This is a genomic window from Variovorax sp. OV084 (assembly GCF_900111625.1).
In the GTDB taxonomy this organism is placed as follows: Bacteria; Pseudomonadota; Gammaproteobacteria; order Burkholderiales; family Burkholderiaceae_C; genus Variovorax.
In genome coordinates, this window is record NZ_FOII01000013.1 from 80,058 (window position 1) to 104,703 (window position 24,646).

The window sequence follows — 24,646 nt, forward strand, 5'->3', positions numbered from 1 at the left end:
CTTCCATCAGTCTCGGGTGACGATCACATGGCCGGCACTGTCGAGTTCGTAGACGTCCAGGTCGTTGGCCAGGAACGCATGGCCGCGGTAGTGCGTTTGCGTCTCGGCCATCAGCGCTGCCATGCCCTCTTCGTTCTGGTGGCGCGCGCTGAAATGCGTAAGGATCAGGTTCGGCACTTCGACGGTTTGCGCAAACTCGGCCAACAGGCGCGCGGAACTGTGCATCGGCCCGGGGCCGACCTTGTCGAGTGCGTCCTGCGTGAAGGTGGCTTCGTGCACCAGCAGTTGCGCGCCCTTGCAGGCGTCGTGCAGCAGCGCGGGCTCGGCGTTGTCGCCGCCCAGCACCGCGATTGCCGTGCCCACCTGCGTGTCCGCGTAGTCGGCACTGCGAAGTACCTCGCCGTTGAAGGGCACGTCTTCGCCGGTCTGCAGCGCGCGCCATGCAGGGCCCGGCGGCAGGCCGATGGCACGCAGCGCATCGGCCTTCAGCCGCGAGCGGCGAGTCTCGACCTGCACGCGGTAGGCGTGGCTCGGCACCCGGTGCCGCAGCACATGGCGGTCGATGCGCACGCCGGGCGCTTCGTATACCAGCGGCTGGTCTTCGAGATCCACGTGCTCGACCTCGTAGGGCAGATGCAGGTCGGTCAGTGCGCGCGTGGCTTCGAACCACTCCCACACCGGCAGCGGCGCGATCAGCTTCAGCGGCTTCGTGCGCTTGCCCATGCCCGCGCTCGCGAGCAATCCCGGCAGGCCGTAGCAATGGTCGCCGTGCACATGCGTGATGCAGATGGCGACCAGGTCGTTCAGAGACAGCGGCGTTTGCAGCACGCGATGCTGCGTGCCCTCGCCGCAGTCGATCAGGAACCAGTCGGCGTTGAGCACCGTCTGCACGGCGAGGCCGGAGACGTTGCGGTGGCGCGTGGGGGTGCCTGAGGAGGTCCCCAGGAAAGTCAATTTCATCATCACGTCGATCGCTCCCTGTACATCAGTGCGCTTCTCGCGGCGTCCGCAGCGACCCGCTCCCAACCAAAGTATCGGCGTCCGCCTTCCGGACGGGCCGCCATGAGCGCTTGAAGCCTTGCGAGATTCTCCGCGCCTCCCCAACGACCGAGCGTCTGAATCGCTACGACACGCAGGCTCCACCACTTGCTTTGCAGTGCCGCTTCGATTTCGGCCTCGGCTTGCGCATTCGGCTTCGTTGCGCCCAACGCACGCAGGCGATCCGTCTGCTCGCGCAGAAGGTTCGCGCCCGGCCCGGTGTTCCGCAAGCACTGGCGACGCGCGCGGCGGCATGCAAGGCAACGCACCGCCCGGCTATCGATGGCGCCGTGCACTACCTCGTACCACCACTTCTGTTGCTTGGCGGTCCACACCTCTTCGGCACCGCAATCGCGGCAGGTGAAAGGGCGCGCTACGTAGAAGGCAGGCAGCATTCCATACGTGTTGTTATGCAGCTGCAAAACGAGCCGATCCGCCAGCTCCCGTCCAGGCGAGTATTCGTCGTCGGTCCGCAGCGGCCGGACATCCTGCGCGCGCAGGCGTGCAGCCTGTGCGAGAGCGCGATTGAGGCGATGCGCCTTGATCTCGGCGCGGCGTTGTTTGTTGCTCTTCATTTTTCTTCGAACCTTCGTAATGCGACGCTACGAAGGCGGGCCCGCTTGTCGCGGGCCCTTTCCCCTCCTACAGCATCGCGTTCAACCTTTCACGCAAACAACCTGCTTGAGCGTGTAAACCACCTCCACCAGGTCTTTCTGCGCATCCATCACCGCGTCGATGTCCTTGTAGGCCATCGGAATCTCGTCGATCACGTCGGCATCTTTTCGGCACTCGACGCCTTCGGTCGCGGCGATCTGGTCGGCCACCGTGTAGAGCTTCTTGGCCTTGGTACGGCTCATCTTTCGACCGGCGCCGTGGCTGCAGCTCATGAAGCTCTCGGGGTTGCCCTTTCCGCGCACGATGAAGCTCTTGGCGCCCATGCTGCCGGGGATGATCCCCAGCTCACCGGCCTTTGCGCTCACCGCACCCTTGCGGGTGATGAGCACGTCTTCACCGAAGTGCGTTTCGCGGCTCACGTAGTTGTGGTGGCAGTTCACCGCTTCCACGTGCGCCTCGAAGGGCTTGGTGATGACCTTGCGCACGGCCGCGACCACGCGCTGCATCATCACTTCGCGGTTCGCACGCGCGAACTTCTGGGCCCAGCCCACTGCACGCACGTAGTCGCCGAAATACTGGGCGCCTTCTTCGAAGTACGCCAGGTCCTGATCGGGCAGGTTGCGCTGGTGCAGCTCGGCGTCTTTCTTGGCAAGCTCGATGAAGTGCGTACCGATGGCGTTACCCACGCCGCGCGAACCCGAGTGCAGCATGAACCACACGGAACCCGCTTCATCCAGGCACACCTCGATGAAGTGGTTGCCCGTACCCAGCGTTCCCAGGTGCTTGTGGTTGTTGGTGTTCTTCAGGCGCGGGTAGTCTTCGCAGATTGCGTCGAACTCGTCCTTCAGCGCACCCCACGCCACGTCGGTTTCGTTCGGCGGCGTTTCCCACGAGCCTTTGTCGCGGCCCATGCGCTTGGGGTTCGAGCCGTGTGGCACGGCCTTCTCGATCGCGCCGCGCAGCGGTCCCAGGTTGTCGGGCAGGTCGTTGGCATGCAGCGTGGTCTTGCACGCCATCATTCCGCAACCGATGTCCACGCCCACCGCGGCCGGGATGATGGCCTTGAAGGTCGGGATCACCGAACCCACGGTCGCACCGATGCCGTAGTGCACATCGGGCATGGCCGCGATGTGCTTGAACACGATAGGCAGGCGCGCGGCGTTCTCGAGTTGCTTCTGCGCTTCGGCTTCCACGGGTACGCCGCGGGTCCACATCTTCACGGGCACGCCGTTTTCGACTTCGTGGAGGTTGTAGTTCTGTTCCATTTCTTTTCTCTCTGTCTGTCTATCTATCTATTCTTTACGACCAACTGGTGGACACGGCGGGATTCGAACCCGCATCAATACGGCGACCATGGTTCTTGAGTCCGATGGCCCAGTCGACGATTGGAAACGCGCGCCAGTGACAGACCCGTCATCGGAGCCAGCACCTGCATCCTCAACCTTGCTCGTCAACCGACTTTCCCGCCGTACCTGGTCTTACCCAGGCTGCCGGCAATATCAACATTTTTGGCAGTGGCGCTCCCTTCTGTGCCTGCGTGCCCGTATCTCTCTCTGCCTATCGCTCAGGAACCGCTCGGCCGAAGCGTCACCAGCCCGTTGAGCACCTGGTCCAAGCCGCCGATCACGGAGATCTTGTCGATCCGCTCGGCCACCCGTTCCAGCGTTTCGAGTTCCTTCATTCGCAACGCGACGGGGTTGCCCTCCATCACCTTGGCGGTGTTCAGCAGCGAGCGCGTGGCCGCGGTTTCCTCACGGCGACGGATCACGTTGGCCTGGGCCGACTTCTCGGCCTCCACCACCTGGGCGAGGATGGTCTTCATCTCGCCGGGCAGGATGATGTCCTTCACGCCTACGCTCTCCAGCACAATGCCGGTACCTTCCAGCCGCTCACGCACCTGCGCCAGCACCGTCTGGTCGATGGCCGCCTTGTTCTCCAGCAATGCGTCGAGCGTCTGCTCGCCGACGGCTGCACGCAGCCCGAACTGCAGCTCGCGGTACACATGTTCGGCAGGCTTCGGCATCTGCGCCATTGCCTGCCGCACATCGGCGAAGCGCCAGACCGCCGACATGTTCAAGCGCAGGCCCACTTTGTCGCGGGTCAGGATTTCCTGGCCGCTCACTTCGGCAATCTGCGCACGCAGGTCCACACAGGACACGGCCACTTGACGGTTGAAGCGCCAGAAACCGTGGTTACCCGGCGGCAGCAGCTCCTGCATCTGGCCCTGCAGCGTCAACACGCCGACATGGAACTCGGGCACCTGGACCAGCAACACACCGTCGAGGCCAGCCACCGCACGCGGACGCAGGGCCACGCTCTGCAGCTTCGAAACCAGTTCAGCCGGCAGACGCGCATCGTCGGCCACGTCGATCACGTCGACGCGCTGCTGACGCAGACCGCGCCAGTACAGCTTGCGCGTGGCAGGCGGCAGGATCTGCACCAGCACGCCGTCTTCCATGCGCAGGCCAACTTCGGCCTCACCAAGCGACACGTGCACAAACTCACGCTCGACCAGTTCGGGCTCGCGCGCCAGGAAGTAATCGGCCAGCTCGTGCTCGAACGCCGGCTGGGCGAGCGCGAAGCGCTCCAGTTCGATGCGGTCGAAACGCGAGAACACCCAGTGCTTGCCCGCGCCGAGCAGTTGCTCGAAATCGCCATTGCGCAGCAGCAGCGCGCGTTCGTTCTTCTTGATCGTGATTCGGTTGAAACCCAGCATTTTTTCTACTCCCACTCGTTGTTCAGTTCGGTTATTCGTTTCGTTCAGTCACTCAATCCAGGCCCTCGAAAGGGCAGGCGGCGGGCACTGCGGTAGCCAAGGCCTGACGTGCAGCGGTCGCGCGGTTCGGTAGGTGCCTCCCGTCGTCGCATGTGCAACGCCGTCACTTCCCTCGCCGTCGATGGCTGCACGCAGTTCCTTGCCACACACGCGGTGCGCAAGCCGCCTGCGCTTGGCACGGTGTCGCGCGCCGCAAGGCATTTGCATGCCCTGCGCCATCGCTCCGGTGTACCGGGGCGGAGGGGCTTTCGCCCCCATCAGATGGCGGTGCAAGCACCGCCGGGTTTTTCGCGGGAATCGAACCCGCAACGCCATGTGGTCAACACGGTGCTCAACCATGAGCAGAACTGGAACAAGCCCAGTTGCCAGCCAGTTCAGCTGCGGCATACGGCAAACCCAAGGACAGACCTGGCTTGCTGCACCGGGCCGCTTTCATGCGGCACCTGCGAGCGGTTGAACTGCATCCTGACGGGTGATCTATTGCAGCCAGCGTGCCAGCTTGGCACCGTTGCGGGCCGGCGTTGAACAAGTCGTTGATATGAAAAGAGAAATTCTTTTCTCAGCGCCATTGCTCGCGATATCAAGCTCGATAGAATTCACATTTATTTATAAATTCAGCTAGCTTTATATCTATGAAGCCAATCGTCGTCATCGGCTTCCTCGGCACCCAGCTCGATGCCGGCCAAGGCGCGGGCCGCTGGAACAAGTGGCGTCCCACCGTCTCGCTCGCCCAGCACGAGGACATGGTCGTCTCGCGCATGGAGCTGCTCTACACGCTGCGGCACAAGGCGCTGGCGGAAGTGGTGAAGGCCGACATCGCCACCGTGTCTCCCGAGACCACCGTCAACCTCGTGTCGCTCGACCTTGCGGACCCGTGGGATTTCGGCGAGGTCTACACGCGCCTGTACGACTGGGCGCGCGCCTACAGCTTCGACACCGAGCGCGAGCAGTACTGGACGCACATCACCACCGGCACGCACGTTGCGCAGATCTGCATGTTCCTGCTGTCGGAATCGCGCGTGGTGCCCGGCGTGCTGGCACAGACTTCGCCGCCCAGGAAGCAGCGCGAAGGCGAGGCCGGCAAGTGCACGCTGATCGACCTCGACCTGTCGCGCTACGACGTGATCGCGCGGCGCTTCGATGCGGAGCAGCGCGATGCGGTCGCGTTCCTGAAGAGCGGCATCGCCACGCGCAACGCGCGCTTCAATGCGCTGATCGACGAAATCGAACGCGTGGCCGTGCGATCGCGCGCGCCGATCCTGCTGATCGGGCCGACGGGCGCTGGCAAGTCCTTCCTGGCGCGGCGCATGTTCGAGCTGAAGCAGGCGCGGCACCAGATGACGGGGCCATTCGTGGAAGTGAACTGCGCGACGCTGCGAGGGGACGGGGCGGCGTCCACGCTGTTCGGGCACAAGAAGGGCTCCTTCACCGGAGCGGCAAGCGACCGCGCGGGCCTGCTGCGCACTGCGCACCAGGGCGCCCTCTTCCTCGACGAGATCGGCGAGCTCGGGCTCGACGAGCAAGCCATGCTGTTGAAGGCGATCGAGGAGAAGCGCTTCTTCCCGGTGGGCGCCGACAAGGAAGTGGAGAGCGACTTCCAGCTCATCGCCGGCACCAACCGCGACCTGCGCAGCGACGTAGCTGAAGGCCGATTCCGCGAAGACCTGTTCGCACGGATCAACCTCTGGACCTACGACCTGCCGGGCCTCGCGCAGCGCCCCGAGGACATCGAGCCCAACGTCGATCACCTGCTGGCCATTCACGCAACGGAGAACCATCGCGTGGTGCGCTTCAACGCCGAGGCACGCGCTGCCTACCTGCGCTTTGCACAGAGCGGCGAGGCGATCTGGAGCGGCAACTTCCGCGACCTGTCGGCGAGCGTGACGCGGCTGGCGACACTGGCCGATGGCGGGCGCATTCCAGTGGCACTGGTAGAGGCGGAGATTGCGCGGCTGCGGTGGCTGTGGAAGCACCAGGGGCCGTCGGCAGTCGCGGGCGGCGACGTCGATCTCGATGCGCTACTCGGCGAAGAGCGCGCAGCAGCGCTCGACCTGTTCGACCGCCTGCAGCTCGAAGCGGTGGTGCGCGTCTGCCGGCAATCGCGCAGCCTGTCCGATGCGGGCCGCCAGCTCTTCCAGGCCTCGCGCGCGCAACGCAGCGTGGTGAACGATGCAGACAGGCTGCGCAAGTACCTCGTCAAGCACGGCCTCGAATGGGGCCATATCGCCAACGCCTGAGCTATCCTCCGCCGCGATGGCCATCTCCGCATTCGCCGTGAAAGTCCCCGCTGCCGAGGCTCTTGTCGGGGACCTGCGCTGCCGCTACGACGCGACTGTCGCACTCGGCGTGCCGGTGCACATCACAGTGCTCGTGCCTTTCATGGACCCTGCACTGATCACACCCGAAGTGCTGGAGCGTGCGCAGCGGGTTCTGAACAAGACGCTGTCGTTTGACTTTTCCCTGGCCAAGGTCGAGCGCTTCCCCGAAACCGCCTACCTCGCACCGGAGCCGGCCGCGCCCTTCATCGAAATGACGATAGCGCTCGTGGAAGCCTTCCCTAATTTCCCGCCGTACGGCGGCGAACACCAAGGCGTCATTCCGCATCTGACGGTGGCGCACGGCAACGCGCTCGACGCGGATGCGGCAGCTGCCGAACTGCAGATTCGCCTCCTCGCATCTGGCGCCGTGCATGCGACCTGCACCGAAGTCACGCTGATCGAAAACTCGTCCGGACGCTGGCAAGACATGCATGTCTTCCAGCTGCCCCAAGCCTCCACCCGACTCATGCGCAACGTCCTCTTCATCTGCAGCCGCAACCAGTGGCGCAGCCCGACCGCGGAACAACTCTGGCGCCGGCACCCGCTGATCTCCGCACGCTCCGCCGGCACGAGCCCGAACGCGCGGCACAAGGTGTCCGTCGACGACATCGAATGGGCCAACGTGATCCTCGTGATGGAAGAAAAACACAAGTCACGCCTGGTGGCCGAGTTCACGCGGATGCTGGAAGGCAAGCCGATCCATGTGCTCGACATTCCCGATGAATACAAATACATGGACCCCGAGCTGATAGAAGAACTCCAGCGCTCGGTCGGGTCCATCCTCGAAATCGATTGAACCCATGTCAGAAATCTACATAAGTACAGACGTCGAATCCGACGGCCCCATCCCGGGCCCGAACTCGATGCTCAGCTTCGGCTCGGCCGCCTACACGGCCGACAAGCAACTCGTCTCCACCTTCAGCGCCAACCTGCACACCCTGCCCGGCGCCGAGGCCGACCCCAAGACCGCTGCCTGGTGGAAGACCCAGCCCGAGGCCTGGGCCGCATGCCGCACCGATCTGCAGGACCCAGCCCACGCGATGAAGAACTACGTGAGCTGGCTCAAGGGCCTGCCCGCGCGGCCGGTGTTCGTCGCCTACCCGGCGGGCTTCGACTTTCTTTTTGTCTACTGGTACCTGATGCGCTTTGCGGGCGAGAGTCCGTTCAGCCACTCGGCGCTCGACGTCAAGTCGTTCGCCATGGCGATGCTCAGGCTCGACTACCGTGACAGCACCAAGCGCGCCATGCCGCGCCGCTGGTTCGACAAGCTGCCGCACACGCACGTCGCGCTGGACGACGCCATCGAGCAAGGTGCCCTCTTCTGCAACATGCTCGCGGAGAACCGCGCGGCCACCGCAGGCAGCAAGCAGACATGACGAACAGCGCTGTCCGCCGGTGGTGCAAGAAGCTGGCGCTGTGCGCGCTGCCGCTCATGCTGACGGGCTGCGTGCAGTCGATGTTCTATTACCCCGACAGCGTGGCCTATGAAACGCCCGACGTTCTGGGCCTGCGCTACGAGAGCGTGCAATTCACCAGCGCAGACGGCACGCGCCTGAGCGGCTGGTTCCTGCCCGCGGAGAACCGCCGGAACCCGAAGGAAGCCAAGGGCACGGTGGTGCACTTCCATGGCAACGCGCAGAACATGAGCACGCACTGGCGCTTCGCGGCCTGGCTGCCGAAGCAGGACTACAACGTGTTCGTGTTCGACTACCGCGGCTACGGCCAGTCCGAAGGCAAGCCGGAGCCCAAGGGCGTGTTCGAGGATTCCAACGCCGCGCTGAACTACGTGCGCTCGCGCAGCGATGTCGATGCGCAGCGGCTGTTCGTCTTCGGGCAGAGCCTGGGCGGCACCAATGCCATTGCGGTGGTCGGTGCGGGTAACCGGGCGGGCGTGAGGGCGGCGGCCATCGAGTCGACCTTCTATTCCTACTCATCGATTGCCAACGACAAGCTGTGGGGTGCGGGCATGCTGGTGAGCGACGAGTACGCGGCGTCGAAGTACGTGGCGGCCGTGTCGCCCATTCCGCTGCTGCTGATCCATGGCACGGCCGACCAGGTGATTTCGCCCACGCATTCGAGGCGCCTGCTGGCCGATGCGCGCGAGCCCAAGCGGCTGATCGAAGTGCCGGGCGCCAGTCACCTCGAACCGATGACGGCCCTGCGGTACGGCGCCGCCTACCGCAAGGCGCTGACCGCGTTCTTCGAATCCGCGCAGCATCCGCTGCAGCAATGATGACAGCCATGAAGCATTTCGACGAAGCCGCCACCCGCGCACCGCTGAGCTTCGAGCGGCTGGTGCCCGCGCTGCGCGCGGCCTTCGCGGCCGGAGCCCAGGTGCCTCCGCGCCATGTGCACGCCATCGAGACCGCGGGAAGCGACGGCAGCAGCAAAGGCACCGTGCTCATCATGCCGGCGTGGAGCGACGCGGGTTTCCTGGGCATCAAGACCATCAACATCTTTCCCGGCAACAGCGCGCGCGGCCTGCCCGGGCTGCATGCGACCTATGTGCTGTACGACGCGCACACCGGCGTGCCGCTGGCGATGATGGACGGCAACGAGATCACCGCACGCCGCACGGCCGCGGCGTCGGCACTTGGGGCCTCGTTTCTGGCACGGCAGGACGCGCATCGGCTGCTGGTGCTGGGCACCGGCCGCATCGCTCGCATGCTGCCGGCCGCGCACGCGAGCGTGCGGCCCATCGACGAACTGTGGGTGTGGAACCACCGGGCCGAAGGCGCCGAAGCTTTGGCCGCGCAGTGGCGCGCCGAGGGCTGGAACGCGCGGGCAACCACCGACCTGGAAGCAGGCGTGCGCCGGGCCGACATCGTGAGCTGCGCCACGCTGGCCACCGCGCCGCTGGTGCGCGGCGAATGGCTGGCGCCGGGCTCACACCTGGACCTGATCGGCAGCTTCACACCCGCGATGCGCGAGGCCGACGTGCAGTGCTTTGCAGGCGCACAAACCTTCGTGGACACGGAAGAGGCGCTGCAGAAACCCGGCGATCTGCTCGACGCGATGGCCGCCGGCACGCTGCGTGCGGAAGAGGTCCGGGGTACGCTGGCCACGCTGTGCCGCGCGGAGCATCCGGGTCGCTCGGCCGCCGGAGAACGTACCGTGTTCAAGGCCGTCGGCAGTGCCCTGGAAGACCTGACTGCCGCCACCCTTGTGTGGCAATCGAGAGACGGGAACTAAGCCTTATGGCCTATTTTCTGGCCACCAAAGCCCCTTGAGGACGGGTTTTTCCTACATATGGATACGTCGTGTGGCCAATAGCGCACATGCTGCATCGCGGATATCGTGCTCCTCACACCATCGACTGGGGGGACCACGTCATGCTCAGCACCGACCACAAAGCCAACATCCTTCGCAAGGCCGGATACGCCGTGCCGGCCAAGCCGGGAAGTGCCGACAGCATCTACCAGACGGCCCAGTGCTGGGAGAAAGCGATCGACACGCTCTACGTGTCGTACTCCGCCAGCCGGGCCGCCAAGAGCCTGCGGGATGCGGAGGAAGCGCGCATGCTGGCCTTGCTGCAATTGCGCTCGACCAAGGCCTACGCCTGAGCGTTCACGCTGCCTGCTGGCGGTCGCGCAGGTAGGCAAGGATCAACCTGACAAGTTCGCTTCTGAGCGCGGGCAAGCCCAGATCGCCACGATGCGCCGCCGCGTGGACGACCCCTTCGACGGCGGATGAGAGCACGCGGGCGGCCGTCTCGTCGTCACCAGCGGCACCGCTCGCGCTCGCGGCGATCAGCGCCCGATAGCGTCGCTGGTATTCCGCCTCGAACTCCGCATAGCTCGACCGCGCCACGAGCGGCACCTCGTCGAGCAGAACCCGGTGCAGCGCCTCGTCGACCGAGTGGGCGGCGATGACGCCGTCCACAAAGCGCTCCACCCGCTGGTCGAGTGCGACGGCTTCGCTGTCGCCTTCGCCGGAACCGGACAGCGCCACGAGCACCTCGTCGAGATGACGCTGGCGGATCGCTTCGGCAATCGCCAGCTTGTTCGGAAAGTACTGGTAGAGCGAGCCGACGCTCACGCCCGCGACGGCCGCAATCCCGTTGGTTGTGAATCGCGCCCATCCGCGGCGCGCCAGAACGCGAGTTGCGGCTTCGACGATCACGTCCACCGTGACGCGCGAACGCTGCTGGCGCGGCGCTTTGCGCATGGTCCTGCGCGGCGGAGGAATGCGAGTACCCAAGTTCGAGGCTCCACTCAAGAATAGGACCGCACGCTGGCGGCCATCCGATGAAACGCGAGGCGTGCATTTCATGGTTCAAAGGGAGATTGTGATGAGTACGCAGACGCTTCTGACTTCGCTGTTCCAGTACAAGGCCTGGGCCGACGAGGGGCTGCTCGCGGGTTTGGCCGACCTGGCCAGGCAAGGCCCGCCCGACGAATACCGCATGGCGCTTCGCGTCTTCAACCACGCCTGCATCGTCGACCGCATCTTCGTCGCGAATGTCCAGCGCATGACGCATGCCTACACCGCGACGGGTGCGCAAGAGCCGCCGCTGCTGCAAGCGTTGGCCGAGTCAGTGAAGGAAACCGATCGCTGGTACGTCGACTACGTCGCGCGCCTGAACCCTCAGGAGCTCGAGGAAAGCATCGAGTTCACGTTCACCGACGGAGCCCCGGGGCGGATGTCGCGCGAGGAGATGCTGGCCCACGTAGCGACCCATGCGGGCTATCACCGGGGCGAAGTCGGCCGCATCCTGACCCGGCTCACGGGCTCGTCGCCGCCCGACACCTTCACCGGCTATCTGCATCAGGCCGAGCCCGCGCGCCGCGCGCGGAGCAGTGCGTAGCGGCGGCGGCGCTTTCGGAGCTTGCTTACTTGCCCTGTGCCGACTGCAGCACGGGGTTCTGCATGGTCGAGATGACCCGGCTGTTGACGCGCGAGCCGCCGGTCACGTTCTGGTCGGGCGCCGCAGCGGTGGCCATGGCTTCCTGATAGACCTGAGCCGGGTCGCGGCTGGACGTGAACGGATCGGCGCCACGCGAGCCGCGCGTCACGTTCTGGTTGGGCGCGCTGGCGGTTTCGACGGCTTGCTTGTACACGGCTTCGGGATCGGCCACGGACTTGAACGGATCGGCACCGCGCGAGCCGCGCGTGACGTTCTGGTCCGGCGCATGAGCGGCGGCGATGGCTTCGGCTTCGACGGCTTCGCGAGTGCGTTGCTGGGCATTGGCGGAAGCGACTGCAAGCACGGTGAGCGCAGCAGCGAGGGCGAGTTGGGTGGTCTTCATGATTCGGCCTTTTCTGTAAGTTGTCTGTCTGTCCGGATGAGGTCGGCCCGGAGATGCGGGAAAACCCTGAGCGAGACTATTCAGGCGAAAAGGCAGGTCAATGACGACCCTGTGGCGCGGCACAGCTCTTTGGCACGCCCTGCAATCTTTGCGAACTTCTGTTAACTGCACCAGCGCCTTCCCTCAACCAGGCGTGCGCGCGACGCTCATCTGAGACCGGTGCAGCGGAGTCACAGCCGGCTGCTACCCGCTGGGCACTCCCCCTTCGAATAATGCGGCGACGGCAGGCGCCCCGGCGCCAAGCCGCATTCCAACCTCATCCGAAGGAGACAAGAGATGGCTCGCAAGATCCTGATGCTCTGCGGCGACTACGCCGAAGACTACGAAACCATGGTGCCCTTCCAGACGCTGCTCGCCGTGGGCCACACGGTGCATGCCGTGGCGCCGGACAAGAAGGCCGGCGACTGGATTCACACCGCCATCCACGACTTCGAGGGCGCCCAGACCTACAGCGAGAAGCCGGGCCACCGCTTCACGCTGAACGCCAACTTCGCCGACGTCCGCCCCGAGGCCTACGACGCCCTCGTCATTCCCGGTGGCCGCGCGCCCGAGTACCTGCGCATGCACAGCCGCGTGGTCGAGATCGCGCGGCACTTCCTGGCCACCGACAAGCCGCTGGCGGCGGTGTGCCACGGCGCGCAGTTGCTCGCGGCCACGGGCCTGCTGAAGGGCCGAAAGGTGTCGGCCTACCCGGCCTGCCAGGTCGAGGTGGAACTGGCGGGCGCCGAGTACATGGGCATTCCGGTCGACCAAGCCGTGACCGATCGCAACCTGGTCACCGCGCCTGCATGGCCGGCGCACCCGGCATGGCTCTCGCAGTTCCTGGTGGTGCTGGGCACGCGCATGGAGCACTGAGCCGCCGGCTCGCTTCGGCAGATGGGCGGCGCTACAGTGCGTGCGTCGCCCAACCACCCCACGCCCCTCAAGGAGACGGCCCATGTGCGAAGTCTTCATCAGTGCAGACCCACAGAGCTACGACGCGCGCACGCGCTCGGTGCGGCTGCACGGCGTCGTCACCAGCATCCGGCTCGAGAACCTGTTCTGGCAGGTGCTCGAAGAAATTGCGCAACGCGACGGCATGGTCGTGGTGCAGCTCATCGAGCGGCTCTACGACGAGCTGGTAGCTGCGCGCGGCGAAGTCGGCAACTTCGCGTCGTTCCTGCGGGTGTGCGCCTTGCGCTATGAGGCGATGGTGGCGCAGGGGCGGATTCCGGCCGATACCTCGGTGGCCATTCGCTCGCTCGATGCGGAAACCGTGCTGCATGAGCTGCCGCAGGGGTGGGGAAGATCGACGCCTGCGCAGCCGCAAGACGAGACGCGCGTGCGCACGCTCCACGTGGCCGCGCGGCGGCGGGCTTAGTCGCCGCCCCGGCCCGCGACTGCACACAGCAGCGCGAGGCCTATCTGCCAGAACCGTACTGGCGGATGTAGATGCGCGTTCCCGCAGCCGGGTCAAACTGTTGCCAGGCCAGGACCGCGTTCCCCAGTTCGTTCATGCCGATGTCGGGCGTCTGGGCCGCTTCATCGCTGCTTTCCTGCAGCGCCTGCGCGCCCCAAGCTCCGGCCAGCGTGTGGCGGGCTGCATAGAGGTCACCGGTCCCCGCGCCGTTGGCCTGGGTCCACGCTGCCAGCGCATTCGTCGCGTCATCCACGCCCAGCGCGGGCAGGCTCGTCAGCGCCTGTGAAGCTGCCGGCCGGACCACGGTGTCCGCACCGAATGCCGCGCCCGGCGCCGCCGTTGCGGCCATGAGCGCGTTGTCCAGCCGCCCCCAGCTCACCACGGCCGCACCGGCCGCGTTCATGCGCAGCACGGGTGTGCTCAGCAAGGCCTGCGTCGACATGAACGGCGCGCCCACGCGTGCGGTGTCGCCCTGCCAGGCGCCTCCCGAGAACCGCTTGAACCACACGGCACCCTCCCATTGGTTGCCGCCGCCGGGCAGGTCGACCTGGCCCCAGGCCAGCAGCGCATTGCCGCCGGCATCGATTGCCAGATCGTGCGCGCCGATCGACTGCGCGGTGCCGGCGTCCGGCACGAGTTCAGCCGCCGCGGCCCAGGTGCCGCCCGCATCGGCGCGATTGGTCCAGAGCGAGGCGCTGCTGCCGGTGGAGCGCTTCCACACGGCCAACGATTCGCCCGAGCCCGCCACCACGACCGCCGGGTCGCCGTCCACGGTGCCCACAACCTCGTCGGTCTCGATCAGCGCGGCCGTGCCCCAGCCACCCGCCGGCGTGTAGCGGTTGGCATAGATACTGAAGCGGGTGGCGGGACCGATCTGCGACCACACGGCGACGGCATTGCCGTTGGCGTCGATGCCCGCGCTCGCGAAGCCGACCGTGCCGGTGCCGGTCTCCAGCAGCGCCGGCGTGCCCCAGCCGGTCGATGGATCGACTTGCAGCGCCCACAGGTCATAGCCCGTTACCGAGCTCAACTGCGTCCACACCACGACGGCACGGCCGCTCGGCTTGTCGATGGCGACACGGACGTCGCGCACCGCACCGTTGTTGGCCTCGAGGCGCTGCGGCGTGCTCCAGCCGCCGCCGGGTTGGTAGAGGCTGCCCCACAGCCTGTCCGTCAGCGAATTGACCTCGAGTTGACGCCACACGACCAGCGCGCGCCCTTGCGCATCGACCCCCACCTTCGGCAAGCTGGCTCCGGCGGCGGACAGCGTGACCGCATCGCCCCAGCCGACCACCGGCGGTGCGGCGACGAACGCGGCCGTGACGGTGAGCGCGGCGTCCACGCGCACGGTGCAGGTGCCGGCATTGCTGCTGCACGCGCCGCCCCAACTGCCGAGCACCTGCCCCGCCGCCGGCGTGGCCGTGAGCGTGACCTGCGTGCCCGATGCGAAGTCCGCGCCGCAGCTGTCGGCGCAGTCGATGCCCGCAGGCTGCGACGCGACACGACCGGCGCCGGTGATGCTCACGTCCATCCGATGCGTCACCGCGACGGGCGGCGGAAAGCCGATGGGTGGAAGCAAGCCGCCACCGGCCCCTCCTGCGCCGCCGCCCCCGCAGGCCGTCAACAGGGCCAGGCTCCACACACAAGCCATCCATCGCCTGCAGGCGCTCTTCTTCGTCATAACTGCCATTCCTCGTTAGCTGACACCGGGGCCCGGCGCCTTCTGTGCTCGTTCAAGAGGGTCGGATCGTAGGAAGGAGGTTCGGCGCGGGCCATAGCACCATCGGGCACCTGCCCGATGGTGCTGTTTCCCGGAGGGCGGTGTTTGGCTAGGCTGGGGGTTCCAGTGCGGGTTCGCTCGCATCCCTGAACTTCCCGGCGTTGCATGACACCTTCACCCACCTCCCTCTTCTTCGTGCTTCTCGCTGCCACCGTCCTCGTGGGTGGGTGCGCATCGCATGCCGTGACCGACGACGCCATCGTCACCAACACCTCGCGTGCGTTGGGCCTGCCGCCCTCTGCGTTCACCATCTCGAACCGGGCCGACAGCGGCGTGCAAACGACCTTCCTGGCCAAGACCGACGGCGGCCGCACGTACAACTGCTACGTGGAAGGGTCAGTGTCGGTGGTGGGCCGGGTGGTCAGCGACGCCATCTGCCAGGAGATGCGCCAGAGCGATGCGCCCGCGTCCGCGCGTCGTTCCAATGCCAGGCCGGCGACCGGCACCGCACCAGCACCCGCTCCTGCCTGCAACGCGCTGCTGCGCGCCGCCGGTCGTTGCAACTGAGAACTGAGGCGCGGGCTCGCGCCACACCCACCGGTGTGGACAATGGCACCCTACGAGGAGATGGCGTGGCCTGCCGGGCTCGCGCCGAGGATCACGGCACCATGAAACTCCTGCTTGTCGACGATCACCCGCTGTTCGGTGTCGGCTTTGCGCATGCGCTGACGCACGCGCGGCCCGACTTCGAGGTGGAGACCGCCCTGTCGCTGGGGCAGGGCGTGGAACGCGCCTCGCAGTGCCCGCCGGACATCGTGCTGATCGACTACCGCCTGGGCGGCGAGGACGGCCTCGAAGGGCTGCGCCTGTTCGGCGCCCGGCACCCCCTCGTGTCCCGCCTGATGATCTCGGGCGACGAAGAACCGGCACTCGCCGCGCGCGCACGTGCCGCAGGCGCGGCCGGCTTCATCGGAAAGTCGCAGTCGGTGGCGCGCATCGCCGCCGCGCTGGACGAAGTGGCGGCGGGCGGCGAGGCTTTTGATGTGCTGCAGCCGCGCGCCGGCCTGCCTGCTTCCAACCTGACGCCGCGGCAGCTCGAAGTGCTGCTGCTGGTCGCCCAAGGCCGGCAGAACAAGCAGATCGCCGCCGAGCTGAACATCGCGGAACGCACGGTCAAGCTCCACATCACGGCCCTGCTCGACACCATGGACGCGCGCAACCGCACCCACCTGCTGGTGCAGGCGCGGCGCGCGGGGCTGATGCTGAATTTGCGATGAGGCCGCAGCCCTCCACTTCCGACTCTTTTTCTCCCGCGCAAACGCCGCGCGCACGCGGCTTCATCGCCTCGCGCCTGTCCTTCTCGGATCTTCAGTTCCAGCAACTGGAGCAGATGATCCGCTCCACGCCCTGGGCGTGGATCCTGGCCGCCGCCGCGGGGTTTCTGTGCTACCTCGAATACAAGGACGGCGTGGACGGCCAGCGCGTGAAGGCATGGTTCGCCGTCTACTGCGTCATCGTCGCCGCGCGCATGGGCATCTGGCTGGCTTGGGCGTTGCGGCCGGGGCTTCGCGCGAACCTGCCGGCGATGGTGCTGCCCATCATGGCCACCAACCAGCTCATGGCCTTCTCGTTCGGTGTGCTGTGCGTGCTGCTGCAAAGCGACGGGCCGGCGCAGGCCGAGGCCATTCTTCACATCACCATGGTCACGGTCTCGCTGGGCGGAGCGATCCGGCTCTCCACGATGGGCCGAGCGGCCACCGTCTATGTGGTGCTCATTCTTGGGCCGCTGGTATTGCGCGACATCTGGTTCGGCGGCAGCTATCACGTGGCCATGGCCTCGATCGTGTCGCTCATCGGCGTCTACACGTTGCTCAGCGCCAGGGAGCTGTCCTCAGCGCTTCACGAGATCCAGGCGCAGCGCCGGCGCAATGCCGAACTGGTGATTGCTCTGAGTGCCGAAAACGAGCGCAGCAGCTCGGCCCGGCGAACAGCCGAAGAGGCCGTGGCCGCGCGCATGCGCTTCTTCGCCTCGGCCAACCACGATCTTCGGCAACCGCTCAATGCGATGGCATTGCTGGCGCAGACCGTGCACACCGTCAGCACCGAGCACCGCGTGAAGGAGATGTCGGAGCAGTTGGTGGCCTGCGCCGACGGCATGACCGACGTGGTGGACGACCTGCTCGACATCACGCGCGCCGACGCCGGATCGCTCAGCCCGCAGTGGTCGACCTTTGCCATCGACGAACTGCTGGGCGACTGCTGCCGGCCGCACCAGGCGGTGGCCATCGCGAAGGGGCTGTGCTTCGAAATCTCCGCCGGCCATGTGGCCGTGCGCAGCGACCGGGCCTTGCTGGCCAGGGTGGTCACCAACCTGCTGGCGAATGCCATCCGCTACACGCGCGAGGGAAAGGTGCGCATCAGCAGCCAAAAAATCGACGGCGACCGGTTGAAGCTGACCATCGAGGACACGGGCATCGGCATTTCTTCCGAGCATCTGCCGCACGTTTTCGAGGAGTTCTACCAGGTCGACAATCCGGCGCGCGACCGGCGGCTGGGCTACGGCCTGGGGCTGGCCACCGTCAAGCGGCTGAGCGAACTGCTGGACCTTCGGGTGACTGCCCGCTCGGTACAGGGGCAAGGCAGCGTGTTCGAACTTCATCTCCCCTTGGCCGATGCCACCATGAGCGAACAGAGGGAGGATGTCGAGCGACCCGCCGCATCGTCATCGGCCACCCCATTGGCGGTGCGAATACTGGTGGTCGACGATGACCCGAGCTCGTTGCAGGCGCTTGACGGGCTGCTCGCTTCATGGGGAATGGACGTCCGGTCCGCAAGCGATGTCGGGGGCGCACTGGACGTGCTCCACGCCGGCTTCAGGCCCCACGCGCTGGTGGTGGACTTGCGACTGGGGCCGCAAGTGAGCGGCATCCAGGCCATCGAGGATCTGCGGTCAGCACTGAACGAGGCCGAACTGCCCGCGTTGATCGTCACCGGCGATGTGGGAGGTGACTATCTGGATGCGGCGCGCGCGGCGGGGCTGCCGGTCATCGTGAAGCCGGTGCGGCCCTCCCAGCTCCGGGCGTTTCTGGGTCACATTCAGGCACTCGGTCGGCAAGGCGTTGCCGAGTGATGCCGCAAACAAAAGCGGCCCCGGCGCTTTCGCGAGGGCCGCATGGCGGTCAGATCGGCGCAGGCTGCCTGCGCAACCCGATCAATCCAGCGAAACGTTCGCCTTGCGGATCACGTCGGTGAACCGCTTCGTCTCGCTCGCCACGAACTCGTCGAACTGCGGCCGCGTGGTCGGGAACGCCTCATAGCCGAAGCTCTTGAACTTCTCCAGCACGTCGGGCTCGGCCAGGCCCTTCTCGATGTCGCGCTTGATCTTCTCGGTGACCGATGCAGGCAGGCCCTTGGGCACCGCGATCGCATTCCAGCCGATGACCTCGAAGCCCTTCGGACCACCTGACTCGGACACCGTCGGCACGTCGGGGAAGGCGGCCACGCGTTGCGGCGCGGCAGCCGCCAGGAAGCGCAGCTTGTTCGCGCGCTGCAGCGGGCCGGCGGTGGCGCTGCTGCCCAAAGCAAATGCCAGCTCACCGGTTGCCACAGACGTGTACAGCTGCGTGGTCTCCTTGTAGATCACGTGTTCCATCTGCGTGCCTGTGGCTGACTCGAAGAGCTCGGAGCCCAGGTGCACCGGGTTGCCGACCGACCACGAACCGTAGTCGAGCTTGCCGGGGTTGGCCTTGGCGTCGGCGATCAGGTCGCCCACGGTCTTGTACTTGCTGTTGGTGGCAACGGTGAAGAAGAAGTAGGTCTTGAACAGCGGCAGCAGCGCGTCGAAGTCCTTGGCCGAGTCGTAGGGCAGCTTCTTGAACAGCGCGGGGTACGCGGCCAGGTGCACGTTGTCGAGCACGATGATGTCGTGGCCGTCCTTGGCGCCGCGCTTGAAGGCGTCGATGGCGATGAAGCCGTTGCCACCCGGGCGGTTCTCGACCACCACCGGCTGGCCCCAGGCGCGCGAGAGCTTGTCGGCCACCAGGCGCGCCACGCCGTCGGGGCCGCCGCCCACGGGAAACGGCGTGATGATGCGCACGGGCTTGCTGGGAAAGGCCTGCTGCGCCGGTGCCGTTGCAGGCAGCAGGGCTGCGGTTGCCAGCGCAAGCGCGGCCAGGCCGGCGCTGCGGCGCGTTGTCTTCGACGTGTGGTTCTTCATCCTCTGATCCTTTTCTCTCTGTCCTCTTGGGTTAAAAAAATGCCATCGGGCCGCTATGCCTGCGGCTTCCGATGGCCTTGTCTTCTTGCTTCTCTGGTTATCTTTTTGTCGTCGCGTGTTCGTTCAGCGGTCAGACGCGTTCGAGAATCACCGCAATGCCCTGCCCCACGCCGATGCACATCGTGCACAGCGCGTAGCGGCCGCCGCCCTTGTGCAGCTGGTTGACTGCGGTGGTGGCCAGGCGCGCACCGCTGGCGCCCAGCGGATGGCCCAGCGCAATGGCGCCGCCGTTGATGTTGACGCGGGCGTCGTCGTCCTTCAGGCCCAGCAGGCGCAGCACGGCAAGGCCTTGCGCGGCAAAGGCTTCGTTCAGTTCGATGACGTCGATCTGGTCGATGGTGAGGCCGGTGAGCGCCAGCACCTTCTGCGTGGCGGGCGCGGGGCCGATGCCCATCACGCGCGGCGCGACGCCGGCGGTGGCCATGCCGACCACGCGGGCGCGGGGGGTGAGGCCGTGCTTGGCGGCACTGGCTTCATCAGCCAGCAGCAGCGCGCAGGCACCGTCGTTCACGCCACTGGCGTTGCCTGCGGTCACCGTGCCGTCGGGGCGTACAACGCCCTTGAGCTTGGCGAGCGATTCGAGGCTGGTCTCACGCGGATGCTCGTCCTTGTTGACGATGATCGCGTCGCCCTTCTTCTGCGGCACGCTCACGGGCACGATCTCGGCGTCGAAGAAGCCCGACTTCTGCGAAGCCACGGCACGCAGCTGCGAGTTCAGCGCCATCAGGTCTTGCGCTTCTCGCTCGATCTTGTAGTCGGTGGCCACGTTCTCGGCCGTCTCGGGCATGGAGTCGACGCCGTACTGTGCCTTCATGAGCTTGTTGACGAAGCGCCAGCCGATGGTGGTGTCGTACACGGCGTTGTTGCGGCTGAAGGCGCTCTCGGCCTTGGGCATGACGAAGGGGGCGCGGCTCATGCTTTCCACGCCGCCGGCGATCATCAAACCGGCTTCGCCTGCGCGGATGGCGCGCGCTGCGGTACCCACGGCGTCAAGGCCCGAGCCGCACAGCCGGTTGATGGTGCCGCCGCCGATTTCGAGCGGCAAGCCCGCCAGCAGCGCCGACATGCGCGCGACGTTGCGGTTGTCTTCGCCAGCCTGGTTGGCGCAGCCATAGAGCACGTCGCTCACGGCCTGCCAATCAACGTTCTTGTTGCGTTCCATCAGCGCCTTGAGCGGCACGGCGCCCAGGTCGTCGGTGCGCACGCTGCTGAGCGAACCGCCGTAGCGGCCGAAGGGAGTGCGAACGGCGTCGCAGATGAAGGCTTGGTTGGTCATGAGCTGTCTCTCTTTGATTGCTTGAAAAAAGATCAGGCTGCGATCGGGAGTCCGACGAGCTTTTCGAGTTCTTCGCGGCTGAGGCCGTCGACGAGGTCGACCAGCTTCAGGCCCTGCGGCGTGCATTCAAGCGTGGCGAGGTCGGAGTACACGCGCTTGACGCAGGCGATGCCGGTCAGTGGATAGGTGCATTCCTTCACCAGCTTGCTCACGCCCTGCTTGGTCAGCAGATCCATCATGACCCACGTCTGCTTGGCGCCGATGGCGAGGTCCATCGCGCCGCCGACTGCGGGAATGGCGTCTTTCTCGCCGGTGTGCCAGTTGGCGAGGTCGCCGGTGGCAGACACCTGGAACGCGCCGAGCACGCAGATGTCGAGGTGGCCGCCGCGCATCATTGCGAAGCTGTCGGAGTGGTGGAAGAACGAGCCGCCCGGCAGCAGCGTGACGGGCTGCTTGCCGGCGTTGATGAGGTCGTAGTCTTCTTCGCCGGCCTCGGGCGCGGGGCCCATGCCGAGGATGCCGTTTTCGCTCTGCAGGATGACCTCGCGGCCCTTGGGCAGGTGGTTGGCCACCAGCGTGGGCTGGCCGATGCCGAGGTTGACGACGGCGCCGTCGAAGATGTCCTGCGCCACGCGGGCGGCCAATTGGTCCTTGGTGCGACGTTGGTAAGTCATGAGAATTAGATTCCTCCGCGCTTTCGCGCTACGGTTTTCGCTTTGGGGCGGCCCGGCAGCTCAAGCTGCCTTCTTGAAGCCGCCGGCCTGCGTGGCGACGCGTTCGATGCGCACCACCTGGTGCACGAAGATGCCCGGGGTGACGATGGTTTCGGGGTCGAGGGTGCCGAGTTCTGCGATGTCGTGCACGGTGGCGATGGTCTTCTTCGATGCCATGGCCATCACCGGGCCGAAGTTGCGCGCGGCCTTGCGGTAGACCAGGTTGCCCCAGCGGTCGCCGCGCTCGGCCTTGATGAGCGCCACGTCGCCGTGGATGGGGTACTCGAGCACGTACTGCTTGCCGTCGATCTCGCGGGTCTCGCGGTTGCCGGCGAGCTGCGTGCCGTAGCCGGTCGGGCAGAAGAAGGCGCCGATGCCTGCGCCCGCGGCACGGATGCGCTCGGCGAGGTTGCCCTGGGGCACGAGCTCGAGCTCGAGCTTGCCACTGCGATAGAGCCCGTCGAACACCTGGCTGTCGGCTTGGCGCGGGAAGCTGCAGATGATCTTGCGAACGCGGCCGGCCTTGAGCAGCGCCGCGAGGCCGGTCTCGCCGTTGCCTGCGTTGTTGTTGACGACGGTGAGGTCCTTGGCGCCCTGTTCGACGAGGCCCTCGATGAGTTCGTTGGGAATGCCGGCGGTGCCGAAGCCGCCGATGAGAACCGTGGCGCCGTCTGGGATGCCTGCCAGGGCATCGGCGACCGAGCGCGCGATCTTGTTGATCATGAAGCCTGTCTCCGGGAGTGAAGAAAAGAAAGCGAGGAAGCGAACCGCCTGAACACGCCGACCGATTCTGCGAACCGCCGATTTGTTCGTCTAAAGAACATTTGTTCGTATAATGAATTTTAGAGAGGATCGCGCACCATGGCAACCCACCCCACACAACCCGATACACCCGCACCCGGCGACAGCTACGTGCAGTCTTTTGCGCGGGGGCTGCAGGTGATCCGCTCGTTCAGCGCCAATGCGCCGCACCAGACGCTCAGCGAGGTGGCCGCCGGCAGCGGGCTGACGCGCGCGGGGGCACGCCGCATCCTGCTCACGCTGCAGACGCTGGGCTATGTGGTGACCGACGGCAAGCTCTTCACGCTCACGCCGCGCATCCTCGACCTTGGGTTTGCGTACCTCTCGTCCATGCCGATCTGGAACCGCGCCGAGCCGGTGATGGAAGCGCTGGTGCAGCAAGTGCAGGAGTCGTGCTCGGCCGCCGTGCTCGACGCGACGGACATCGTCTACGTGCTGCGAGTGCCGACGAAGAAGATCATGCACATCAACCTGGGTGTAGGCTCTCGCCTGCCGGCCTATTGCACGTCGCTCGGCCGGCTGCTGCTGGCGGACCTCGATGACGACGAAGTGCGCGCGCGCCTTGAAGCATCGAGCATCGAGGCGCTGACGAAGCACACGGTGACCGACATCGACGCGCTCATGGCCAAGGTGGCGCAGGCACGCAAGCAGCAGTGGTGCCTGGTGAACCAGGAACTCGAAGAAGGCCTGATCTCGGTAGCCGCACCCATCGTCGACCGGCAGGGGCGCATGGTGGCCGCACTCAACATCAGCGGACAAGCGAACCGCACCAGCGCGAAGGCAATGCAGGAGACGATGTTGCCCGCGCTGCGCGAAGCGGCGGAGCGGATCTCGCGCATGCTCTGACCCGAATGGGTATTCATGGACACGTCACACCGGCTTTTTAGATTGCGCTTCGCACTAAAAACCATGGGAGGGTCCATTCATGTCCGTTCGCTTCGCCTCGTCCAACTTGCCGCGTCACCTGATGCTGGCAGTCGTTTCCTCTGCTGTTCTCGCCGCGTGCGGCGGCAGTGACGGCGGCGGTGTTGCCTTTCCCCCGGTAGCGGCAACGCCCGCTCCGCCTCCCGCGCCAGCACCTGCTCCCCAGCCGTCACAAGACGACTCGGCAGGATTGCCTCACAAGCTGACCGGCTGGGCCTCCCTGGCCGACACGTTTCGCTGGCCCGGCCCGACCACTGGCCAGTTCATTACCGCCGCGCTCGGCGTGACGCCACCCTTCGTCGACGGACAGCCGCTGCCGGGCTTCTCGGCACTGCTGAAGAACGATGACGGCACCTGGACCGCCATGCCCGACAACGGCTACGGCAGCAAGGGCAACTCCGGCGACTTCGTGGTCGGCTTCTACAACGTCAACATCGACTTCCGCACCGCGGCCAACGGCACGACGGTGCCCGGCACCATCAAGGTGAACAGCCACGTCAATTTCAACGACGCCAACGGCTTCCTGAAGGACGGCAAGGGCGTCGACCTGAAGATCACCGCCGACTACGCCAACTACCAGACGGTGTCCGGCAACAACCTGGTCGACAGCGGCAAGCCGGTGGATGCGCGCATCGTCAGCGGCCGGCTGCTGACAGGCTTCGACCTCGACGTCGAGTCGATCGCCCGCGCCAAGGACGGCACCTGGTTCGTCGGCGAGGAGTTCGGTCCCTACATCCTGCACTTCGACAAGAACGGCACGCTGATGGGCGACCCGGTGCCGCATCCGTTCCTGCGCAGCCCGTCCAACCCGCTGGTGATGAACGACGGCGCCACCGCAACCTCGCTCTCGAGCCGGGGCTTCGAGAGCCTGGCCTTCAACGGCGACGGCAGCCGCCTCTACGCGGTGCCCGAAGCAGCGCCCTCGCTGGCCTCGTTGCGGCCGGTGGCAGACGACGAGCGCTACCTGAACTTCTTCGAGTTCGACCCCGCCTCAATGCTCTACACCGGCAAGAACCCGGTCTACAAGAAAGACGGTCCCGCCAAGGACAACCAGATCGTGATCGGCGACATGACCAACGTGGGCGGCAACAAGTTCGTTCTGATCGAGCGCGACAGCCTGTACGGCTCGAAGGCAGTGGTCAAGCGCCTGTACATGGTCGACCTCGACGTGAAGGATGCCAACGGTGTGCTGAAGAAGACGCTGCTGGTCGACCTGCTGAACATCTCCGACCCGACGGACATCGGCGGTCCGCTGGCCAGCGTGGTGGCCGGCAAGTTCAGCATGCCCTTCGATTCGGTCGAGAGTGTCGAGGTGGTGGACGACAACACCCTGGCCGTTGCGATCGACACCAACTTCCCGACGGAAGACGGTCGCGTTCCCGGCAAGCCGGACGACACGGAGGTCATCACGATCCGCTTCGATCAGGCTCTGTTCAAACGCGTCGCGTCGAAGACGTAAGGAGAGCCGGGGCTCCCCTCGG

General features: G+C 66.0%; 26 protein-coding genes. 15 read left to right on the top strand and 11 right to left on the bottom strand.

Annotation, left to right across the window (positions count from 1 at the left end; translation table 11 throughout):
- Positions 1 to 6 precede the first annotated feature (6 nt).
- The 4 genes from BMW87_RS25540 to BMW87_RS25555 form a co-directional block, all read right to left on the bottom strand.
- Complete coding sequence (locus BMW87_RS25540; RefSeq protein WP_256216908.1) at positions 7 to 960, bottom strand: ribonuclease Z; 954 nt, start codon at positions 958 to 960, stop codon at positions 7 to 9.
- A gap of 2 nt (positions 961 to 962) precedes the next feature.
- Positions 963 to 1,613, bottom strand: coding sequence for a zinc-ribbon domain containing protein (locus BMW87_RS25545; protein ID WP_093079611.1), 651 nt, complete (start codon positions 1,611 to 1,613; stop codon positions 963 to 965).
- Between the two features lie 81 nt (positions 1,614 to 1,694).
- Positions 1,695 to 2,918 carry an RtcB family protein gene (locus BMW87_RS25550; RefSeq protein ID WP_093079613.1) on the bottom strand — a complete coding sequence of 408 codons (1,224 nt, stop codon included), beginning with the start codon at positions 2,916 to 2,918 and terminating at the stop codon, positions 1,695 to 1,697.
- 299 nt (positions 2,919 to 3,217) lie between these two features.
- Positions 3,218 to 4,369, bottom strand: coding sequence for a slipin family protein (locus BMW87_RS25555; protein ID WP_093079616.1), 1,152 nt, complete (start codon positions 4,367 to 4,369; stop codon positions 3,218 to 3,220).
- Between the two features lie 150 nt (positions 4,370 to 4,519).
- Here BMW87_RS25555 and BMW87_RS34800 point away from each other — a divergent pair, with 150 nt between their 5' ends.
- The 7 genes from BMW87_RS34800 (at position 4,520) to BMW87_RS25585 (ending at position 10,310) form a co-directional block, all read left to right on the top strand.
- Positions 4,520 to 4,954 (top strand): hypothetical protein, encoded by a 435-nt coding sequence (locus tag BMW87_RS34800; RefSeq protein ID WP_143062613.1) that lies wholly within the window; start codon positions 4,520 to 4,522, stop codon positions 4,952 to 4,954.
- A gap of 107 nt (positions 4,955 to 5,061) precedes the next feature.
- Positions 5,062 to 6,666: an RNA repair transcriptional activator RtcR gene (gene rtcR, locus BMW87_RS25560; RefSeq protein WP_093079618.1), complete on the top strand. Its 1,605-nt coding sequence runs from the start codon at positions 5,062 to 5,064 to the stop codon at positions 6,664 to 6,666.
- Between the two features lie 16 nt (positions 6,667 to 6,682).
- Positions 6,683 to 7,543, top strand: coding sequence for a 2'-5' RNA ligase family protein (locus BMW87_RS35760; protein WP_093079621.1), 861 nt, complete (start codon positions 6,683 to 6,685; stop codon positions 7,541 to 7,543).
- 4 nt (positions 7,544 to 7,547) lie between these two features.
- Complete coding sequence (locus BMW87_RS25570) at positions 7,548 to 8,123, top strand: 3'-5' exonuclease family protein (RefSeq protein WP_093079623.1); 576 nt, start codon at positions 7,548 to 7,550, stop codon at positions 8,121 to 8,123.
- Complete coding sequence (locus BMW87_RS25575) at positions 8,120 to 8,980, top strand: alpha/beta hydrolase (protein ID WP_093079626.1); 861 nt, start codon at positions 8,120 to 8,122, stop codon at positions 8,978 to 8,980. The genes BMW87_RS25570 and BMW87_RS25575 overlap by 4 nt, the downstream gene beginning before the upstream one ends.
- A gap of 8 nt (positions 8,981 to 8,988) precedes the next feature.
- Positions 8,989 to 9,939 (top strand): bifunctional Delta(1)-pyrroline-2-carboxylate/Delta(1)-piperideine-2-carboxylate reductase, encoded by a 951-nt coding sequence (locus tag BMW87_RS25580; protein WP_093079629.1) that lies wholly within the window; start codon positions 8,989 to 8,991, stop codon positions 9,937 to 9,939.
- Positions 9,940 to 10,079: 140 nt separating this feature from the next.
- The gene (locus BMW87_RS25585; protein ID WP_093079631.1) at positions 10,080 to 10,310 is read left to right on the top strand and encodes a hypothetical protein; all 231 of its coding nucleotides are present in this window, start codon (positions 10,080 to 10,082) and stop codon (positions 10,308 to 10,310) included.
- Between the two features lie 4 nt (positions 10,311 to 10,314).
- Here the strand turns inward: BMW87_RS25585 and BMW87_RS25590 are convergent, their stop codons facing one another.
- A complete protein-coding gene (locus BMW87_RS25590) occupies positions 10,315 to 10,914 on the bottom strand; it encodes a TetR/AcrR family transcriptional regulator (protein ID WP_093079634.1) in 600 nt (199 codons plus the stop codon).
- A gap of 124 nt (positions 10,915 to 11,038) precedes the next feature.
- Between BMW87_RS25590 and BMW87_RS25595 the strand changes: the two genes are divergently transcribed.
- Positions 11,039 to 11,554 carry a DinB family protein gene (locus tag BMW87_RS25595; RefSeq protein WP_093079636.1) on the top strand — a complete coding sequence of 172 codons (516 nt, stop codon included), beginning with the start codon at positions 11,039 to 11,041 and terminating at the stop codon, positions 11,552 to 11,554.
- Between the two features lie 25 nt (positions 11,555 to 11,579).
- Here the strand turns inward: BMW87_RS25595 and BMW87_RS25600 are convergent, their stop codons facing one another.
- Positions 11,580 to 11,996, bottom strand: a complete 417-nt coding sequence (locus tag BMW87_RS25600) for a hypothetical protein (protein WP_093057575.1) — start codon at positions 11,994 to 11,996, stop codon at positions 11,580 to 11,582.
- Positions 11,997 to 12,332: 336 nt separating this feature from the next.
- Between BMW87_RS25600 and BMW87_RS25605 the strand changes: the two genes are divergently transcribed.
- Together BMW87_RS25605 and BMW87_RS25610 are read left to right on the top strand one after the other, a co-directional pair.
- The gene (locus BMW87_RS25605; RefSeq protein ID WP_093079639.1) at positions 12,333 to 12,911 is read left to right on the top strand and encodes a DJ-1/PfpI family protein; all 579 of its coding nucleotides are present in this window, start codon (positions 12,333 to 12,335) and stop codon (positions 12,909 to 12,911) included.
- Between the two features lie 82 nt (positions 12,912 to 12,993).
- Entirely contained in the window at positions 12,994 to 13,416 is a 423-nt protein-coding gene (locus BMW87_RS25610) for a ribbon-helix-helix domain-containing protein (RefSeq protein ID WP_256216909.1), read from the top strand.
- Positions 13,417 to 13,456: 40 nt separating this feature from the next.
- Here the strand turns inward: BMW87_RS25610 and BMW87_RS25615 are convergent, their stop codons facing one another.
- Positions 13,457 to 15,136, bottom strand: coding sequence for an InlB B-repeat-containing protein (locus BMW87_RS25615; protein ID WP_143062614.1), 1,680 nt, complete (start codon positions 15,134 to 15,136; stop codon positions 13,457 to 13,459).
- A gap of 204 nt (positions 15,137 to 15,340) precedes the next feature.
- Here BMW87_RS25615 and BMW87_RS25620 point away from each other — a divergent pair, with 204 nt between their 5' ends.
- From BMW87_RS25620 to BMW87_RS25630, 3 genes are all read left to right on the top strand, one after another.
- A complete protein-coding gene (locus BMW87_RS25620) occupies positions 15,341 to 15,742 on the top strand; it encodes a hypothetical protein (RefSeq protein ID WP_093079644.1) in 402 nt (133 codons plus the stop codon).
- 101 nt (positions 15,743 to 15,843) lie between these two features.
- Complete coding sequence (locus BMW87_RS25625) at positions 15,844 to 16,452, top strand: response regulator transcription factor (RefSeq protein WP_093079647.1); 609 nt, start codon at positions 15,844 to 15,846, stop codon at positions 16,450 to 16,452.
- Entirely contained in the window at positions 16,449 to 18,305 is a 1,857-nt protein-coding gene (locus BMW87_RS25630; protein WP_093079649.1) for an ATP-binding response regulator, read from the top strand. The genes BMW87_RS25625 and BMW87_RS25630 overlap by 4 nt, the downstream gene beginning before the upstream one ends.
- Before the next feature lie 81 nt (positions 18,306 to 18,386).
- On the opposite strand, the gene BMW87_RS25635 is transcribed toward BMW87_RS25630, so the two are convergent.
- The 4 genes from BMW87_RS25635 to BMW87_RS25650 form a co-directional block, all read right to left on the bottom strand.
- Complete coding sequence (locus BMW87_RS25635; RefSeq protein ID WP_093079652.1) at positions 18,387 to 19,391, bottom strand: Bug family tripartite tricarboxylate transporter substrate binding protein; 1,005 nt, start codon at positions 19,389 to 19,391, stop codon at positions 18,387 to 18,389.
- 130 nt (positions 19,392 to 19,521) lie between these two features.
- Positions 19,522 to 20,727: a 3-oxoadipyl-CoA thiolase gene (gene pcaF, locus BMW87_RS25640; RefSeq protein WP_093057572.1), complete on the bottom strand. Its 1,206-nt coding sequence runs from the start codon at positions 20,725 to 20,727 to the stop codon at positions 19,522 to 19,524.
- A gap of 32 nt (positions 20,728 to 20,759) precedes the next feature.
- Positions 20,760 to 21,401 carry a 3-oxoacid CoA-transferase subunit B gene (locus BMW87_RS25645; protein WP_093057571.1) on the bottom strand — a complete coding sequence of 214 codons (642 nt, stop codon included), beginning with the start codon at positions 21,399 to 21,401 and terminating at the stop codon, positions 20,760 to 20,762.
- 60 nt (positions 21,402 to 21,461) lie between these two features.
- On the bottom strand, positions 21,462 to 22,163 hold the full coding sequence (locus BMW87_RS25650) for a 3-oxoacid CoA-transferase subunit A (RefSeq protein WP_093057570.1): 702 nt from the start codon (positions 22,161 to 22,163) through the stop codon (positions 21,462 to 21,464).
- Between the two features lie 138 nt (positions 22,164 to 22,301).
- Here BMW87_RS25650 and BMW87_RS25655 point away from each other — a divergent pair, with 138 nt between their 5' ends.
- Together BMW87_RS25655 and BMW87_RS25660 are read left to right on the top strand one after the other, a co-directional pair.
- Positions 22,302 to 23,087 carry an IclR family transcriptional regulator domain-containing protein gene (locus BMW87_RS25655; protein ID WP_093079655.1) on the top strand — a complete coding sequence of 262 codons (786 nt, stop codon included), beginning with the start codon at positions 22,302 to 22,304 and terminating at the stop codon, positions 23,085 to 23,087.
- A 79-nt stretch (positions 23,088 to 23,166) separates the two neighbouring features.
- Positions 23,167 to 24,624: an esterase-like activity of phytase family protein gene (locus BMW87_RS25660; protein WP_093079657.1), complete on the top strand. Its 1,458-nt coding sequence runs from the start codon at positions 23,167 to 23,169 to the stop codon at positions 24,622 to 24,624.
- Positions 24,625 to 24,646 lie beyond the last annotated feature (22 nt).